The sequence below is a fragment of the Roseivivax sp. genome (assembly GCF_054552075.1).
This window is the reverse complement of the sequence record NZ_JBTOLZ010000001.1, coordinates 169,481-186,290: the sequence shown is the minus strand read 5'-3', so window position 1 is coordinate 186,290 and position 16,810 is coordinate 169,481. Positions and strand designations below refer to the sequence as shown.

The window sequence follows — 16,810 nt, the reverse complement described above, 5'->3', positions numbered from 1 at the left end:
GTGGGCGGACCCGGGCCAGCGCGGCGGATCGAGTTCGATCTGATCGTCGTCGGTGCCGGACCGGCGGGCAGCGCCGCGGCGGCCTCGGCGGCCCGGGCGGGGTTGTCGGTGGCTCTCGTCGACCGCGCCGACTTCCCGCGCGACAAGCTCTGCGGCGGGGCCTTCTCGGGGCGGGCGCAGGGCGCCTTCGCCCGGGCCTTCGGGGGCGCGATGCCCGAGGCGCCGCATCTGACCCGGAGCGCGATCACCTTCGGTGCCTTCGGCGAGACGCTCGGGCATTTCGAGGACATCCCCCCGATCCATCTGACCATGCGGCGCAGCCTCGACCTGGCGCTTTTCGAAGCGGCCCGTGCCGCGGGCGCCCGGACCTTCACCGGCCAGGCCCCCGAAGGACTGGCGCTAGAGGGCCCCCGCCCCGCGCTACGGGTGGGCGAAACCGAGCTCTCCGCGCAGCTTCTGATCGGCGCCGACGGGGTCTCGAGCGGCGTTGCCCGGGCGCTCTTCGGGCGGCCCTTCGACCCCAAGGAGATCGGCTTCGCGCTCGAGGTGGAGCTGCCCGAGGACCGCGACCCGCCCGAGTTCCGCATCGACTTCGGTGCCGCCGCCTGGGGCTATGGCTGGGTCTTCCCGAAGACCTGCGGCACGACGGTGGGTCTCGGCGGCATCCACGCGCGGAACCCCAGGATGCGCGAGAGCCTCGCGGCCTATCTGGCGGAGCGTGGCGTCAGGGGCACGCCGCGCATCAAGGGCCAATACCTGCCCTTCGGCGCGCCGCGCCGGGTGCCGGGGGCAGGCCACGTCATGCTTGCCGGCGATGCGGCGGGGTTGGTCGATCCGATCACCGGCGAGGGCATCGCCTATGCCATGGAAAGTGGCCGGCTTGCCGCCGAGGCCGCAGAGGCCGCGCTGTCCGAGGGCCGCCCGGAGCGCGCGCTGATCCGCTACCGCCGGGCGCTCGGGCCCACCCATCGCGCCATGGCCCATGCGCGGCTGATCCGCCCGGTGCTGTTCCAGCCGCTCCTGCGCGACGCCTTCGTCGCAGGCTTCCGCAACTCGCGCAGCCTCAAGGACGACTACCTGCGGCTTCTGGCCGGAGAGCTGGAATATGCCGACATCACCCGCAAGCTCGCCGCGCGGATGCCGCGGCACATCTGGCGGGCGCTGACGCTGCCGCGCGACAAACGGCACGGGATCGCCGCGCGCCTGCCTTGAAGTTGCCGCAAATGAGGGGCGTAAACGGTTTATTGACGCCCGGCAGCGAGGCTGCCCGAAGCTCCCTCAGGAAAGGCGCGGAATGTTGGTGATCGCCCTCATCGCAGCAAGTCTCGCAGGTGCCGTGGCCAGTGCCGCCGGCTGGGCCTTCTTCGGGATGAGCCTCGGGGCGGCGTTCACCCTCTACGTTCTGGCCTCGCTGCTGGGCGTCAGCCTCTTCGCCGCGGCCATGCTGCTGCGCCCGGACCTGCACGACGCCTGAAGGGCGCGCATCTTCCCCACAGATCCGACAGGCTGACCCTGCGACCGCCGGTGCCGCCCGGCCCGGGCCCCTGCCCGCGCCGGTTGGGGCTCAGCCCATCATGTAGAGCACGAGCAGAATCGGGATCACGCCCGCGGCCGCGATGTTGAACAATTTCGCGGCGTGCGCGAGCCCGCGGAAGGCCGGGCTCTGGTCGAAGGCGGACTTCGTGGCGAAGGCCGCATAGGCCAGCCCGCCGGCCTGCCCGTCCTCGATGTCGCGGTGGCGCATGAGCTGCGCCTTCTGCCGACTGTAGCGCTCAAGCATCTCGTTTCGTGTCATTTTCCTGCTCCTCGTCACCAAATGACCCAGGGGTTTTCCCACCTTCAGAAATGGCGCGCGGAACCCGTCCGGCAAGTGCGTCCCCGGTCAATCACGGCTTCGTCAGCGCATTTCGGACGCGCGCAAAAATTCTTGCCAGACGCGACAAAAAAAAGAATCCTGCCCTTGCTGCGTTACGACAATCGACCTGCTCCTTCGACCAAGGCCAGTCTCTCGATTTCCACTGACTAGGCCGGCCTGCCGCAATACCGCGGGCAGGACTATATTACGACTAAGGAGCACGACGATGGCCACTGGCACCGTCAAATGGTTCAACACCACCAAGGGTTACGGCTTCATCGCCCCGGAATCCGGCGGCAAGGATGTCTTTGTCCACATTTCGGCGGTCGAGCGGTCCGGCCTCACAGGCCTCGCCGACAACCAGAAAGTCAATTACGAGCTGCAGACCGGTCGCGATGGCCGGGCTTCGGCGGTCAACCTCGAGCTGGTCTGACCGAGGGCACATCCTCATGTGACCGAAAAGGCGCCCCGGCGGGGGCGCCTTTTTTCTTGGGCGGGAGAGGGTGAGAGCGGCGGCGACGCCTCTGGACGCTGTTGGCGGTGCAGAGGCTTGGCGCTGTGACGACCTGTGACCAAGTCACCCCGCCAGCCGCCTGCTCCTCGAGGCCAGGCAAGCCCCCTGCCCCCGCCTCACTCCGCCCGTGCGCGCTCAATCAGGTCGAGCACCACCGGCCCCAGGTCCTCGACGATCCGGGCCACGCCCTCGGCGTTGGGGTGGATCCCGTCGGGCTGCATGTAGGCCCGCGCCGCCTCGGCGGTGTCGCCCGCCTCGGTCAGCGCGGCGAAATAGGCGGGATAGAGCAGCGTGTCATAGGTCTGCGACAGCTCGGGATAGATCGCGTCGAAGGCCTGCTTGTAGTCCGGCCCGTAGTTCGAGGGCGCCTCCAGCCCGACCAGCAGCACCGGCAGCTCGCGGGCGCTGGCCTCGGCCAGGATGCCGTCGAGGTTCTCGCGGGCGACCTCGGGGGCGATGCCGCGCAGCATGTCGTTGCCGCCGAGCGCCAGGATCATCGCGTCGCTCTCGGGGCTGAGCGACCAGCCGACGCGCGACAGCCCGCCCGCGGTGGTGTCGCCCGAGACCCCGGCGTTCACGATCTCGGCATCGGCACCCGCCGCATCGAGCCAGCCCTGCAGCACCGGGACCAGCCCTTCGCCCTGCGCGAGCCCGTACCCTTGCGTCAGCGAGTCCCCCAGCGCCACCACCTCGAGGGTTTCCGCCTCGGCCGCGCCGGCACCCGCCACCAGCAAAACCACCGCCGCCAGCGCGTTGAAGGCGCCGGGACGCGCCCCATATGTGAACGAATTGAACATTTGCACGGGCGGGAATTTGCGCGACATGGCCTCACCTTCGGATCACGTTCTTTCGCTTGAAGATGTGACCTTGAGCCTGAACGGCAATGCCGGGATGGTCGAGATCCTGCATGACATCACGCTTTCGGTGACCAAGGGCGAGACGCTGGGCCTGATCGGCCCCTCGGGCTCGGGCAAGTCCTCGCTCCTGATGGTCATGGGCGGGCTCGAGCGCGCCAGCGCCGGGCGGGTCTCGGCGCTCGGGCGCGACCTGACCGCCATGGACGAGGACGCGCTGGCGCGCTTCCGGCGCGATCACATGGGCGTGGTCTTCCAGTCCTTCCACCTGATCCCGACGATGACGGCGCTGGAAAACGTCGCCACGCCGCTGGAGCTCGCGGGCGACCGCGACGCCTTCGACAAGGCCCGTGCCGAGCTCGAGGCCATCGGCATCGGCCACCGCGCCGATCACTACCCCTGGCAGATGTCGGGCGGCGAACAGCAGCGCGTGGCCCTGGCCCGCGCCGCCGCGCCCCGTCCCGAGATCCTCCTGGCCGACGAGCCCACCGGCAACCTCGACGGGGTCAACGGTGCGGCGATCATGGACATGCTCTTCGGGCTGCGTGACCGCCACGGCGCGACGCTGGTGCTGGTCACCCATGCCCCGGACCTTGCCGCGCGCTGCGACCGGGTGGTGACGCTGAACGACGGGCGCCTGGCCTCCGAGAAGATGGCCGAGGCGGCGGAATGAGCTTTCGGACAGCGGCGACCTTCGCCCGGCGCGAGCTGCGCGGCGGTCTCAAGGGCTTTCGCGTCTTCCTGGCCTGCCTCGCGCTTGGCGTCGCCGCCATCGCGGGCGTGGGCTCGGTGCGCTCGGCGATCCAGGCCGGGCTCGAGGACCAGGGCGCGGTCCTGCTGGGCGGTGAGGCGGAGGCGCAGTTCACCTACCGCTACGCCACCGAGGAAGAGCGCGCCTGGCTCGACAGCGTCTCGACCGAGATCTCGGAAGTGGTGGACTTCCGCTCCATGGCCGTGGTCGGCGAAGGCGAGAGCGCGGAGCGCGGGCTGACCCAGATCAAGGCGGTCGACGGGGCCTATCCGCTGCTCGGGCAGGTGGTGCTGGCCCCGGAGATGCCGCTTTCCGAGGCGCTTGCGGGCGACGGCGCCGTCATGGCGCCGATCCTCGCCGACCGGCTGGGGCTGTCCCCCGGCGACGACTTCCGGCTGGGCTCCAAGACCTTCACGCTCTCGGCGATCCTCGAGACCGAGCCCGACGACGCGGGCGGCGGCTTCGACCTCGGGCCCCGGACCATGGTGCGGACCGAGGCGCTCGAGGGCGCGGGGCTTCTGGAACCCGGCACGCTGTTCGAGACCGAATACCGGATGCTCCTGCCCGAGGGCACCGACCTCGACGCGATCAAATCCGAGGCCGAGGACCGCTACCGCGACGCCGGCATCCGCTGGCGCGATGCGCGCAATGGCGCGCCCGGCACCGCGCGGTTCGTCGACCAGCTCGGCGGCTTCCTGGTGCTGGTCGGCCTCTCGGGCCTGGCCGTCGGCGGGGTCGGCGTCTCGGCGGCGGTGCGGGCCTACCTGGCGCGCAAGACCTCGGTCATCGCCACGCTGCGCACCCTCGGCGCCACGCGCGAGACGATCTTCCTCACCTACTTCCTGCAGGTCGGCGTGCTCGCGGTCGTCGGCATCGCCATCGGGCTGGTGCTGGGCGCGGGCGTGCCCCTGGCCTTCGCGCCGCTCATCTCGGACGCGCTGCCGGTGCCGACGCTCTTCACGCTGCACCCCGCGCCTCTGGCCGAGGCCGCGCTTTACGGCGTGCTGACCGCGCTTCTCTTCACGCTCTGGCCCCTGGCCCGCGCCGAGGAGGTCCGCGCCGCGACGCTCTTCCGCGACGCGCTCTCCTCGGCCAAGGCGCTGCCCGCGCCGATCTACCTGGCGGTGACCGCGCTTCTGCTGGTCACGCTGGTCGGCGCGGCCATGGTCTTCTCGGGCGATGCGGAGCTGACGCTCTGGACCGCGGGCGGCATCCTCGGCTCGCTCCTGATCCTGGTGGGCGCGGCCTACCTGATCCGCTTCGCGGCGCGCGCGGCCACCACCGGGGCGCGCGGGCGCCCGGCGCTCAGATGGGCCCTGGCCTCGATCGGCGGCCCGCGCGAGGAATCCGCCTCGGTCGTCCTGTCGCTGGGCCTCGGCCTCGCCGTCCTGGCCGCCATCGGCCAGATCGACGGCAACCTGCGCAGCGCCATCGACCGCGACCTGCCCGAGGTGGCGCCCTCCTATTTCTTCGTGGACATCCAGAAGGACCAGATGGAGGGCTTCCGCGAGATCGTCGACGACCCGGCGGTGAGCCGCGTCGACAGCGCGCCGATGCTGCGCGGCGTCATCACCGAGATCAACGGCGCGCCGGCGACCGAGGTGGCGGGCGATCACTGGGTCGTGCGCGGCGACCGCGGCATCACCTATGCCGCCCAGCCCGACGAGCGCACCCGCGTCGTCGCCGGGGAATGGTGGGCCGAGGACCATACGGGCCCCGCCGAGATCAGCTTCGCCCAAGAAGAGGCGCAGGAGCTGGGCCTGTCCCTCGGCGACGTGATCACCGTCAACATCCTCGGGCGCGACATCAGCGCCGAGATCACCTCCTTCCGGGTGGTGGATTTCTCCACCGCGGGCATCGGCTTCGTGATGACCATGAACCCCGCCGCGGTCGAGGCGGCGCCGCATACCTTCATCTCCACCGTCTATGCCGACCCCGAAGAGGAGGCCCGCATCCTGCGCGCCGTCTCGGAGGCTTATCCCAATATCACCGCGATCGGCGTGCGCGACGCCATCGACCGGGTCTCGACCCTGCTCGACGGCATCGCCGAGGCGGTGCGCTGGGGCGCGGCGGCGACGCTGGTCACCGGCTTCCTGGTCTTGATCGGCGCGGCGGCGGCGGGCGAACAGGCGCGCACCTACGAGGCGGCGGTGCTGAAGACGCTGGGCGCGGGCCGCCCGCGCATCCTGAAAAGCTTCGCGCTGCGCTCGGCGCTCCTGGGCGCGGGCGCGGGGCTCGTGGCCATCGTCGCGGGCATCCTCGGCGGCTGGGCGGTCTCGGTCTTCCTGATGGAGACGAGCTACGCGGTGATCTGGCCCTCGGCGCTCGGTATCGTGGCGGGCGGGCTGGTGGCCACGCTCCTGGCGGGGCTCGCCTTCGTCTGGCGGCCCCTTGCCGCCCGGCCCGCCCAGGTGCTGCGCGCCCGGGAATGAGACTTGGCACGGGGGCGGGGCTGGTCTACCCCTCGCCCCCGCGCACCAAGACAACAGGAGCCCCCGGCCCATGTCCGACAGCCTTCCCGCCCCGATCACCACGCTGACCCGCGCGCAGAAGCGCCAGGTGCTGAACCTCGTCCGGCGCACCGCCCGGGCCGAGATCCTGCCGCGCTTCCGCCGCCTCGCGCCTTCCGAGATCGCCACCAAGTCCGGCCCGCAGGACCTCGTGACCGAGGCCGACCGCGCCGCCGAGGCGATGCTGACCCGCGGCCTCCAGCAGATGTTCCCGCATGCGCTGATCGTCGGCGAAGAGGCCGCCTCGGAGCATCCCGAGATCGAGAGGGGCATCGCCGAGGCCGAGATGGCCTTTCTCGTCGACCCGGTGGACGGGACCTGGAACTACGCCAACGGGCTCTCGACCTTCGGGGTGATCGTCTCGGTGGCGCGCTACGGCGTGCCGGTCTTCGGGATGCATTACGACCCGGTGATGGACGATTGCATCTGGGCCGACAGCGAAAGCGCCGCGGAATTCGTGAAGAGCCGCCGGGGCGCGCTGCCGGTCCGCGCCGGTGGCGGCGGCGAGATCAAGGACCTCGCGGGCTTCGTCGGGCTGAGCCTCCTGCCCGAGGAGAAGCGCGCCTCCATGGCCGCGACCTTCCCGACGCTCCTGCGCGCGATGCAGCTGCGCTGCGGCTGCCACGAATACCGGGTCTTCGCCCAGGGCGGGGTGGATTTCGTCTTCTCCGCCGGGCTCACGCCCTGGGACCACACCGCGGGCGCGCTGATCGCGAAACAGGCGGGCGGCCATGTGGCGATGCTCGACGGGTCGGACTACCGCGCCGGCCAGCGCGAGGGCTACCTGCTCGCCGCCGCCGACAAGCCCACCTGGGAGCGGCTGCGCGACCTCTGGTCGTTCCTGCTGGACTGAGGGGCTTTGGGCGCCGGGAGGGCCTGCTGAGGGGCCTCTTGGGCAGCTGTGAGGGCCGAAGAGGCCCTGCCTGGCCCCTACCCTCTCCCGGCGCCATCATCGCTCCCCTAACCTGCGCCGCACCGGCCCCCGCCCTGCGCCGCAGCCCCCCCTGCCCGATCCCCCTCGCCCAAACGCAAACGCGCCCCGGACCAGATGGCCGGGGCGCGTTTCGCTTGTTCTCACGGAAAGCCCGGAAGCCCTATTCCGCCGCCTCGGCGTAGTCCTCCATCGGCGGGCAGGTGCAGATCAGGTGCCGGTCGCCGTAGACATTGTCGACGCGGTTGACCGGCGGCCAGTACTTGTCGACCCGGAAGGCGCCCGGCGGGAAGCAGCCCGCCTCGCGGCTGTAGGGCCGGTCCCAGTCCTTCACCAGGTCCTGCATGGTGTGCGGCGCGTGTTTCAGCGGGTTGTTCTCCGCATCCATCCGGCCTTCCTCGATCGCCCGGATCTCCTCGCGGATCGCCAGCATGGCGTCGCAGAAGCGGTCGAGCTCGGCCTTGGTCTCGCTCTCCGTCGGCTCGACCATGAGCGTGCCCGAGACCGGCCAGGACATCGTCGGCGCGTGGAAGCCGCAGTCCATCAGCCGCTTGGCGATGTCGTCCACCGTCACGCCCGCGGTCTTCTGGAAGGGCCGCACGTCGAGGATGCATTCATGCGCGACGCGGCCGTTTTCCTGGCCCTTGTAGAGGACGTCATAGGCGCCCTCGAGCCGCTTGGCGATGTAGTTGGCGTTCAGGATCGCCACCTTGGTCGCCTGGGTCAGCCCGGCGCCGCCGGTCATCTTGATGTAGGCCCAGGAGATCGGCAGCAGCGAGGGCGAGCCGAAGGGCGCCGCCGAGACCGGACCGGGCGCCTGGCCCGACACCGGGTTCGAGGGCAGATGCTCGGCCAGATGCGCCTTCACGCCGATCGGCCCCATGCCGGGACCGCCGCCGCCATGCGGGATGCAGAAGGTCTTGTGCAGGTTCAGGTGGCTGACGTCGCCGCCGAGGTCGCCGGGCTTGGATATCCCGACCATGGCGTTGAGGTTCGCCCCGTCGATATAGACCTGCCCGCCGTGCTGATGGGTGATCTCGCAGACCTCCTTCACCGTCTCCTCGAAGACCCCGTGGGTCGAGGGATAGGTGATCATGATCCCGGCCAGGTCGGCGGAATGCTTCTCGGCCTTGGCGCGGAAATCCTCGAGGTCGATGGAGCCCATCTCGTCGCATTTCACCGGCACGACCTTCCAGCCGACCATCTGCGCCGAGGCGGGGTTGGTGCCATGGGCGTTGACCGGGATCAGGCAGACCTTGCGGTGCCCCTCGCCGCGGGCGGCGTGGTAGGCCGCGATGGTCAGGAGCCCCGCGTATTCCCCCTGCGCGCCGGAATTGGGCTGCATGGAGATCGCGTCGTAGCCGGTGATCGCGCAGAGCTTCTCGTTCAGATCGGTGATCAGCTCGGAGTAACCCTCGGCCTGGTCCTTAGGGCAATAGGGATGCAGCATCGAGAACTCCGGCCAGGAGATCGGCATCATCTCGGCGGCGGAGTTGAGCTTCATCGTGCAGGATCCGAGCGGGATCATCGCCCGGTCGAGCGCCAGGTCGCGGTCGGCGAGACGGCGCATGTAGCGCATCATCTCGGTCTCCGCGCGGTTCATGTGGAAGACCTCGTGCTGGAGGTAGTCCGACCGCCGGATCAGCCCCTCGGGCAGCCGGTAGTCGGCGACCTCGGCATAGCCGCGGTCGATCCCGAAGGCGCGCCAGACCGATTCGATCTTCTCGGGGCGCGTGGTCTCGTCGAGCGTGATGCCCACGCGGGTGCGGCCCACCGGGCGCAGGTTCACCCCCTCGCGCATCGCGGCCGCCAGGATGCCCTTCTGGAAGAGCCCCACGTCCAGCGTCACCGTGTCGAAGAAACTGTCGTTCTCGACCGCGAAGCCCGCCTCTTCGAGCCCCTTGGCCAGGGTCGCGGCCTTGAGGTGGATGCGCTGCGCGATGGCCTTCAGCCCCTCGGGCCCGTGGAAGACCGCGTAGAAGCCCGCCATGACCGCGAGAAGCGCCTGCGCGGTGCAGACGTTCGAGGTCGCCTTCTCGCGGCGGATGTGCTGCTCGCGGGTCTGCAGCGCCAGCCGGTAGGCGCGGTTGCCATGGGCGTCGACCGAGACGCCGACCAGACGGCCGGGCAGCGCGCGCTTGTAGGCGTCCTTGGTGGCGATATAGCCCGCGTGCGGCCCGCCGTAGCCCATCGGCACGCCGAAGCGCTGGGTGGTGCCGACGGCGATGTCGGCCCCCATGGCGCCCGGCTCCTTCAGGAGGCACAGCGCCATCGGATCGGCCGAGACGATGCCGAGCGCGCCCGCCTCGTGCAGCCGCGAGATCACCTCGGAGAAGTCCGAAAGCCCGCCGTAGGTGCCGGGATACTGGAAGATCGCGCCGAAGACCGAGGCCGGGTCCAGCGCCTCGGGGGCGCCCACCACCACCTCGATGTCGAGCGGCGCGGCGCGGGTCTTCATCACCTCGATGTTCTGCGGGTGGCAGTTCTCGTCGATGAAGAAGGTCTTGCTCTTGGACTTGGCCACCCGGCCCGCCATGGTCATCGCCTCGGCGCAGGCCGTGGCCTCGTCGAGCAGCGAGGCATTGGCGATCTCGAGCCCGGTGAGGTCCGACACCATGGTCTGATAGTTCAGGAGCGCCTCGAGCCGGCCCTGGCTGATCTCGGGCTGATAGGGCGTGTAAGCCGTGTACCAGGCGGGATTTTCCAGGATATTGCGCTGGATCGCCGGGGGCGTGACCGTGCCGTGATAGCCCTGGCCGATCATCGTGGTCAGAACCTTGTTCTTCTTGGCGATCTGCCGCATCTCGAAGATCAGCTGACGCTCCGACAGCGGCTCGCCGAAGTCGAGCGGCGCCTCCTGCCGGATGTTCTTCGGCACCGTCTGATCGATCAGCGCGTCGAGGTCGGCGACCTCGAGGGTCGCGAACATCTCGTCCATTTCCGCCGGAGACGGGCCGATGTGGCGCCGGTTGGCGAAGTCATAGGGGTCGTAATCGGTGGGATTGAAGCTCATCTCCGCCTTCCCTCGAAATCGGGGGCCGGCGCCGCGCCCTTGCTGGCGCGCCGCGGCCCGGTTGGTCCCTGTCCGCCCGCCGGCCCGGCGCCGGTTCAGGCGATGAATTTCTTGTAGGCCGCGTCGTCCATGTACTCGTCGAGCGCCGAGGCGTCCTCGATCTGCATCTTGAAGAACCAGGCCTCGCCCTCGGGATCGTCGTTGACCTTGGAGGGGTCGTCGACGATGGCGTCGTTGACCTCGATGATCTCGCCGTCGAGCGGGGCGAGGATGTCGGAGGCGGCCTTCACGCTCTCGATCACCACGACCTCGTCATCCTTGGAGACGGTCTTGGGCGCATCGGGCAGTTCGACGAAGACCACATCGCCAAGCTGTTCGGCGGCATGTTGGGTGATGCCCACGGTCACGACGTTCTCGTCGTCGATCTCGAGCCATTCGTGTTCTTCGGTGTATTTGGTCACGCGGGGTTCCTCGTTCTTTCTGATCAGCGTTTGAAATTGGCCGCGACGAAGGGCAGCTTCGCCACGGCGACCGGCAGGCGGCGGCCGCGCAGCTCGCCATATAGGACGGTGCCCGGCGCGGTCAGGGCGGCGGGCACATAGCCCATGGCCACCGGGCCGCCGACGCTGGGCCCGAAGCCGCCCGAGGTGATCACGCCGACCGGCTCGGCGCCGTCCTCGGCGGCGTAGAGCGCCACGCCCTCGCGCATCGGGGCGCGGCCCTCGGGGGTCAGCCCGACCCGCACGCGCGAGGCGGATTCGGCCAGTTCGGCGTGGATGCGCTCGGCCCCGGGGAAGCCGCCGGCGCGGGCGCCATCGGCGCGGCGGACCTTCTGGATCGCCCAGGAAAGCGCCGCCTCGACGGGCGTCGTGGTCTCGTCGATGTCGTGGCCGTAAAGGCAGAGCCCGGCCTCGAGCCGCAGGCTGTCGCGGGCCCCGAGCCCGATCGGCGCCACGTCGTCATGCGCGAGGAGCTTGCGGGCGAAGTCCTCGGCGGCATCGGCGGGCACGGAGATCTCGTAGCCGTCCTCGCCGGTGTAGCCCGAGCGCGAGACCCAGAGCTCGACGCCGTCGACGACCACGTCGCGCAAATCCATGAAGCGCATCTCGGCGACCTCGGGGGCCAGCGCGGACAGCACCGCCTCGGCCTTGGGCCCCTGCAACGCCAGGAGCGCGCGGGTGGTCACATGTTTGACCACCACATCGGGTTCGAGCCCCGCGCGCAGCCGCGCGATGTCGGGCTCCTTGCGGGCGGCATTGACCACGAGGAAGAGGTGATCGCCCTTGTTGGCGACCATCAGGTCATCCTCGAGCCCGCCCGCGTCATTGGTGAAAAGCGCGTAACGCTGGCGGCCTTCCTTGAGGCCGATGACATCCTGCGGCACCAGCGTCTCGAGCTTCTCGGCCGCGGCGGCCTTGCGCGGCACCAGCAGCACCTGGCCCATGTGGCTGACGTCGAAGAGCCCCGCCTTCTCGCGGGTGTGCAGATGTTCCTTCAGGACGCCCATGGGGTATTGCACGGGCATAGAATAGCCCGCGAATTCGACCATCTTGCCGCCGAGTTCCTCGTGCAGGGCATGGAGCGGGGTCTTCAGAAGGCCCTCTTCGGTGCGGGCCTCGCCCTCCGCAGGCGCGGCGCCGTCGCAGCCCGGCGCATGGCCGCCGTCGGGCCCATGCGGCATCCCGCAGCCGCAGTCATGGCTCTGCCAGTCGGCGTATTTGTCGGCTGTCCGCTCGGTCACGGCGTCCCCTCCGTCGTCTCGGCCGGCAGCGCGCCGCCGGCACAGGTGGCGGCGGACATATGCCCGCCGGGAACGCCCCCTCTGTCCCGGTGCCTGAGATCGCTATCCCTTCGGCGGACCCGCCGCGCCTCGGCGCGCGGGCCTCTCTCCAGAGTGTTGACCAGCAACGGTCCTGAAGCCTGAGAGTTTCCGGGGCGGTTGCTCCTTCGGCACCGGCCTTGGCCGGTTCTCCCGCTGCTGCGGCCAGACGTTAATCGAGCACCTTCGCGGAGGCAAGCGGCTGCTCGACCAGCGCGAAGAGCTTGTCGAGCGCCGCGTTGTCGTCGACCAGATAGGAGAGCGAGAACTCCTCGAGCGCGTCGAAGAAGGCCTCTCCGGCGCTGTGCAAGACGCCCTGCAGCCGGCAGGCGCCGACCAGCGGGCAAGTGTTGCCCTTGGCCAGGAAGCACTCGGCCAGCGCCGATTTCGCCTCGAAGGCCCGGAACAGCGCGCCGAGGCGGATCTCGCCCGGCTCGCGGCCCAGTTTCAGCCCGCCGTGTCGCCCACGTCGGGTCTCGATATAGCCCAGCTGCGCGAGCTGGTTCACGATCTGGCCCAGATGATGTTCGGATGCGTTGCAGGCTCCCGCGATTTCCGACTTGGTCACAAGCCGGTCGCGATGCACCGCGCAATACATCAAGACACGAACCGCGATATTGGTTCGTTTGGTGACGCGCATCGGTCCGCCTCCCGAATGCCGCTTGGATTTTGGGCGTGCAGTGAGGGCTACACGCGGTTGATTCTCGGCACCATGCAGCCTTAAAGGGTCACATGACCACACCTTTTTTCTTCGGCTACGGGTCCCTGGTGAACCAGCGCACCCATGAAAACCGCCCCGCGCATGTGGCCCGGGCGGCCGGCTGGCGCCGTGCCTGGGTGGCCGTCGAGGCCCATCCGCTGGCGGTTCTGACCGCGGTTCCGGCCGCCGGCGACGAGATCGAGGGCCTGATCGCCGCGGTCCCCGGCGGGGACTGGGAAAAGCTCGATCAGCGCGAGGCGGAATACGACCGGCTGGATGCGACCTCGGTCGTCGTGCACGAGGTGGAGAACCTGGCCTCGATCGCGATCTACTCGGTGCCCGCGGCGACCCGGACCCCGGCGCATGCGGGCCGGCCGATCCTCTTGAGCTACCTCGACGTGGTGCTGCAGGGCTATCTCGACATGTTCGGCGAGGCTGGCGCGCAGCGGTTCTTCGAGACCACCGACGGCTGGGGCGGCACGCCGATCCTCGACGACCGCGCGACGCCGCGCTACCCGCGCGCCCAGCGGCTCACCGCGGGCGAGACCGCCTGGGTCGACGCGGCGCTCGCCGAGCGCGGGTTGAAGGTGACCGGGTAAGGGGAAGCGGGGTGTGCGCGGGGTGTGGGGCGAATCGCCCGGCCCGAGTTTGGGACGAAACGTCCTGCCCGAGTGTGGGGCGAAGCGCCCGGCCCGAGTGTGGGGCGAAGCGCCCGGCCCGAGTTTGGGACGAAGCGCCCGGCCGGACGATCGCGACACGACCTCTCCTCCCGCTCCCCCTTCCAACACGCCCCACCAGAGGGCGCGCGCCGGACCGGGGGCCGGCGCTGCTGACCTCTGAGCGAGGCGCTTTATCCCAACAAGGTCATTGCTAGAGGCGATCTACGCACACCACCCCAAGGAGCGCCGGCCCATCGGGCCGGTCCGGCGCGCGCCCGGCATCTTCGATGCTGTTCGGGCGCAAGGGGGTGCTTTGGGGGTCTGCGTTAGTTCGAGGGTGTTGGCGTTGTAGGGGCGCGGGGACCGCCTTGGGGCGCTTTTGCCGCCCACAGGCAAATTGATCAGGCGTCAGCGCCACCCCACTCCCGACCAACCGGCCCGGGCGCGCCCAAATTCCGCGCCCGTCGAACTCACCCTTTCTTCGCCCGCACCACCTGCATGAGCGGCATCACGTCGGCCATCTCGGGCCCGCGGTCCATGCCGGTCACCGCGCGGCGGAGCGGCATGAAGAGACCCTTGCCCTTGCGCCCGGTCTGCTCCTTCACCGCCTGGGTCCAGGTCGCCCAGGTCTCCGCGTCATAGGGCGGCTGGGGCAGGAGCGTCATGGCCTCGGCCACGAAGTCCGCATCCTCGGGGTCGATCTTCGGATCGCCGCCTTCCGAGAACATCCGCCACCAGCCGGCGAGATCGCCGCGCGTGGTGATGTTCTCTCGCGCCACCTGCCAGAAGAGCGGCGCCTTGTCCTCGGGCACGCCGAGCGCCGCGATCTCCTCGGCCACGTCCTCGTAGGAGAGCCGGTGCAGCTTGCGCGCGCTCAGCGGATATAGGTCGTTCACGTCGAACTTCGTCGGCGCCGAGCCGAACTGCGAGAGCTCGAACCCCTCGGCCACCTCCTCGAGCGAGAGCCGCAGCTCCACCGGCTGCGAGGAGCCGAGCCGCGCCATCAGCGACCAGAGCGCCTCGGGCTCGACGCCCGCCTCGCGCAGGTCCTTGAGCGCCAGCGTGCCGAGCCGCTTCGAGAGGCTCTCGCCCGCCGGGCCGGTCAGAAGCGAGTGATGCGCGAAGGCCGGATGATCGGCGCCGAGCGCGGCCATGATCTGGATCTGCGTCGCGGTATTGGTGACATGGTCCGAGCCGCGCACCACGTGGGTCACGCCGAACTCCACGTCGTCGACCACCGAGGCCAGCGTGTAGAGGAACTGCCCGTCGGCGCGGATCAGCACCGGGTCCGAGACCGAGGCCGCGTCGATGGAGATCGCGCCGAGGATGCCGTCTTCCCACTCGATGCGCTGGTGCTCGAGCTTGAAGCGCCAGTGCCCGTCGCCGCGCTCCTGGCGCAGGGCCGCCTTCTCGTCCTCCGAGAGCGCCAGCGCCGCCCGGTCATAGACCGGCGGGCGACCCATGTTGAGCTGCTTCTTGCGCTTCAGGTCCAGCTCGGTGGGGGTCTCGAAGGCCTCGTAGAACCGCCCCTTCTCGCGCAACTCGTCGGCGGCGGCATGGTAGCGCTCGAGCCGTTCGGACTGGCGCTCCACCCGGTCCCAGCCGAGGCCCAGCCACTCGAGGTCGCGCTTGATGCCGTCGACGTATTCTTCCTTCGACCGCTCGGGGTCGGTGTCGTCGATGCGCAGGATGAAGGTGCCGCCGGCCTTCTTCGCGATCAGGTAATTCATCAGCGCGGTGCGCAGGTTGCCCACGTGGATATGGCCGGTGGGCGAAGGGGCGAAGCGGGTGACGGTCATGGTCCTGTCCCGGGCTTTGGGGTGACTACGAAGGCTGCGTCTTTCACAAAGGCCGGGTCTTGTCCATATCGCGGCCCTTGCGTGGGGCCCGGCCATGGGTCAAGCCTCGGGCCTGACCCTGCCCGGTTTTGCGAGGTTCCCCATGCGCGCCTTTCTCGCCCTGCCCCTGCCGCCCTCGGATGCCGAGGTGCTGGAGGCCATGGGCGAGCGGCTGGGCTTCGGCCGCGCGCTGCCCTCGGAGTCGCTGCATCTGACGCTGGCCTTCCTGGGCGAGGTCGAGGAGGCGCTCCTGCGCGAGGCCGCCGATGCGCTCGAAACCCTGAGCCCGCCGCGGTTCCAGTTCCGGCTTTCCGGCATCGCGAGCTTCGGCACCGCGCTGGCCATGGAGGCCGAGGGCGGTGCCGCCCTGCGCGACCTGCAGGCGCGGGTGAAATCGCGGCTGGTCGGCGCGGGGCTGGTGCTCGAGCGCCGCCGTTTCCGCCCGCATGTCACCTTCGCGCGCCTGCCCGAGCGGCTGACGCTTGAGGAAGAGGGCAAGCTCGCGCGCTTCCTCGGCGTGGAGAGCCGCATGGCGGTCGAGGAGATCCCCGCCGAGGAGGTGGTGCTTTACGAGTCGATCCTGACCAAGGACGGCCCGGTCTACGAGCCGCTGGCGGAGTTTCCGCTGAGCTGAGGGGGGGGGGCGTTGCGGCGTCGTGGGTGACGCCGACCCAGGGCGCGCGACGCCGGCGCAGGGCGCGCGCCGGACCAGGTGCTGTCGCTAGGTTGAGCGCGACGCCACCGCAGGGCGCGACGGACCGGGGGGGCGGCGCCGCGTCGAGCGCAACGTCGAAGAAGGGCGCGCGCCGGAACGGGGGCCGGCGCTGCTGACCTCGGAGCTAAGTACTTTATCCCCGCAAGGTCAGGGCTCGCGATGAGCTGTGCACGCCATCCCAAGAAGCGCCGGCCCATCGGGCCGGTCCGGCGCGCGCCCGGCACCTTCGGTGCTGTTCGGGCGCAAGGGCGGCGCGGAGATTTGAGGTGTTGGGTTGTGCAGTGAGCACGCGGCAGAGTTGGCACCATGCCACCCTCTCAACACGCCCCGCCAGAGGGCGCGCGGCGGACTGGGGGCCGGCGCTGCCGACCTCTGAGCGGGGCGTTTAATCCCAGCAAGGTCAGGACTAGAGAAAAGCTAAGCACGCCACCCCAAGGAGCGCCGGCCCATCGGGCCGGTCCGGCGCGCGCCCGGCACCTGCGGTGCTATTCGGGCGCAAGTGGCGCGGGCGGTGACTATTGCGCGAAGTCATCGGTGGTGGGGTTTTCGGCGGTGGGGGAAGGTCACCACCGTCTTGAGGGACGCACTGTTGCTGCCCAAGGCAGCGACTGCCTGACCATGGTCCCACGTCTCGCCAAAGCACCCAACATC

The 16,810-nt window shown here is 70.0% G+C and carries 15 protein-coding genes and 2 riboswitches; of the genes, 8 read left to right on the top strand and 7 right to left on the bottom strand.

The window, feature by feature from the left end:
* Together ACX938_RS00875 and ACX938_RS00870 are read left to right on the top strand one after the other, a co-directional pair.
* Entirely contained in the window at positions 1-1,212 is a 1,212-nt protein-coding gene (locus ACX938_RS00875) for a geranylgeranyl reductase family protein (RefSeq protein ID WP_459429602.1), read from the top strand.
* A gap of 82 nt (positions 1,213-1,294) precedes the next feature.
* A complete protein-coding gene (locus tag ACX938_RS00870) occupies positions 1,295-1,474 on the top strand; it encodes a hypothetical protein (protein WP_459429601.1) in 180 nt (59 codons plus the stop codon).
* Positions 1,475-1,564: 90 nt separating this feature from the next.
* Here the strand turns inward: ACX938_RS00870 and ACX938_RS00865 are convergent, their stop codons facing one another.
* Positions 1,565-1,795 carry a hypothetical protein gene (locus ACX938_RS00865; RefSeq protein ID WP_232752440.1) on the bottom strand — a complete coding sequence of 77 codons (231 nt, stop codon included), beginning with the start codon at positions 1,793-1,795 and terminating at the stop codon, positions 1,565-1,567.
* Between the two features lie 286 nt (positions 1,796-2,081).
* On the opposite strand from ACX938_RS00865, the gene ACX938_RS00860 reads away from it, so the two are divergent.
* Positions 2,082-2,288, top strand: coding sequence for a cold-shock protein (locus tag ACX938_RS00860; protein WP_232752441.1), 207 nt, complete (start codon positions 2,082-2,084; stop codon positions 2,286-2,288).
* Between the two features lie 197 nt (positions 2,289-2,485).
* Here ACX938_RS00860 and ACX938_RS00855 read toward each other — a convergent pair whose 3' ends face one another.
* Positions 2,486-3,193 carry an arylesterase gene (locus tag ACX938_RS00855; protein ID WP_459429600.1) on the bottom strand — a complete coding sequence of 236 codons (708 nt, stop codon included), beginning with the start codon at positions 3,191-3,193 and terminating at the stop codon, positions 2,486-2,488.
* Here ACX938_RS00855 and ACX938_RS00850 point away from each other — a divergent pair.
* The 3 genes from ACX938_RS00850 (at position 3,192) to ACX938_RS00840 (ending at position 7,337) form a co-directional block, all read left to right on the top strand.
* Complete coding sequence (locus ACX938_RS00850) at positions 3,192-3,896, top strand: ABC transporter ATP-binding protein (RefSeq protein ID WP_459429599.1); 705 nt, start codon at positions 3,192-3,194, stop codon at positions 3,894-3,896. The genes ACX938_RS00855 and ACX938_RS00850 overlap by 2 nt on opposite strands.
* Positions 3,893-6,406: an ABC transporter permease gene (locus ACX938_RS00845; protein WP_459429598.1), complete on the top strand. Its 2,514-nt coding sequence runs from the start codon at positions 3,893-3,895 to the stop codon at positions 6,404-6,406. The genes ACX938_RS00850 and ACX938_RS00845 overlap by 4 nt, the downstream gene beginning before the upstream one ends.
* 70 nt (positions 6,407-6,476) lie before the next feature.
* Positions 6,477-7,337: an inositol monophosphatase family protein gene (locus ACX938_RS00840; RefSeq protein WP_459429597.1), complete on the top strand. Its 861-nt coding sequence runs from the start codon at positions 6,477-6,479 to the stop codon at positions 7,335-7,337.
* A 241-nt stretch (positions 7,338-7,578) separates the two neighbouring features.
* On the opposite strand, the gene gcvP is transcribed toward ACX938_RS00840, so the two are convergent.
* From gcvP to ACX938_RS00820, 4 genes are all read right to left on the bottom strand, one after another.
* Positions 7,579-10,428, bottom strand: coding sequence for an aminomethyl-transferring glycine dehydrogenase (gene gcvP, locus ACX938_RS00835; protein WP_459429596.1), 2,850 nt, complete (start codon positions 10,426-10,428; stop codon positions 7,579-7,581).
* A 95-nt stretch (positions 10,429-10,523) separates the two neighbouring features.
* Positions 10,524-10,889: a glycine cleavage system protein GcvH gene (gene gcvH, locus ACX938_RS00830; RefSeq protein ID WP_232752446.1), complete on the bottom strand. Its 366-nt coding sequence runs from the start codon at positions 10,887-10,889 to the stop codon at positions 10,524-10,526.
* Between the two features lie 23 nt (positions 10,890-10,912).
* Positions 10,913-12,169, bottom strand: a complete 1,257-nt coding sequence (gcvT, locus tag ACX938_RS00825) for a glycine cleavage system aminomethyltransferase GcvT (protein ID WP_459429595.1) — start codon at positions 12,167-12,169, stop codon at positions 10,913-10,915.
* A 77-nt stretch (positions 12,170-12,246) separates the two neighbouring features.
* Positions 12,247-12,325, bottom strand: a riboswitch (glycine riboswitch).
* 1 nt (position 12,326) lies between these two features.
* A riboswitch (glycine riboswitch) is annotated at positions 12,327-12,413 on the bottom strand.
* 6 nt (positions 12,414-12,419) lie between these two features.
* The gene (locus tag ACX938_RS00820; RefSeq protein ID WP_232752447.1) at positions 12,420-12,887 is read right to left on the bottom strand and encodes an Rrf2 family transcriptional regulator; all 468 of its coding nucleotides are present in this window, start codon (positions 12,885-12,887) and stop codon (positions 12,420-12,422) included.
* 92 nt (positions 12,888-12,979) lie between these two features.
* Here ACX938_RS00820 and ACX938_RS00815 point away from each other — a divergent pair, with 92 nt between their 5' ends.
* Positions 12,980-13,546, top strand: a complete 567-nt coding sequence (locus ACX938_RS00815; protein WP_459429594.1) for a gamma-glutamylcyclotransferase family protein — start codon at positions 12,980-12,982, stop codon at positions 13,544-13,546.
* Positions 13,547-14,076: 530 nt separating this feature from the next.
* Here ACX938_RS00815 and gltX read toward each other — a convergent pair.
* Positions 14,077-15,405, bottom strand: coding sequence for a glutamate--tRNA ligase (gltX, locus tag ACX938_RS00810; protein WP_459429593.1), 1,329 nt, complete (start codon positions 15,403-15,405; stop codon positions 14,077-14,079).
* Positions 15,406-15,547: 142 nt separating this feature from the next.
* Here gltX and thpR point away from each other — a divergent pair, with 142 nt between their 5' ends.
* On the top strand, positions 15,548-16,078 hold the full coding sequence (thpR, locus tag ACX938_RS00805; RefSeq protein WP_459429592.1) for an RNA 2',3'-cyclic phosphodiesterase: 531 nt from the start codon (positions 15,548-15,550) through the stop codon (positions 16,076-16,078).
* The last annotated feature ends 732 nt before the right edge of the window (positions 16,079-16,810 follow it).